Raw genomic sequence first — 209 nt, forward strand, 5'->3', positions numbered from 1 at the left:
CAAAGTGGTGTAGATCTAGGATTGGTGCAGACTCGAAACGGAAACGTTAATTTGAAATGGGAGACAACCACACAAACGAATGTCGGTGTGGATTTGGGTTTTTTGAATGGTGACTTGAATTTGACTTTGGACTATTTTAATAAAGATACCAAGGACTTATTGTGGCGTAGAGCCTTACCTGCCTCGATCGGGGGAACAAATATGACTGT

1 protein-coding gene is annotated in these 209 nt (G+C 41.6%); it reads left to right on the forward strand.

Annotated elements, in window-relative coordinates; genetic code table 11:
- Positions 1-24: 24 nt before the first annotated feature.
- Positions 25-209: TonB-dependent receptor domain-containing protein (locus tag HJV72_RS20580; RefSeq protein WP_442899305.1), on the forward strand; the 185-nt coding region annotated here is incomplete at its 3' end.

Source organism: Extibacter sp. GGCC_0201 (genome assembly GCF_017566055.1).
Lineage (GTDB): Bacteria > Bacillota > Clostridia > Lachnospirales > Lachnospiraceae > Extibacter.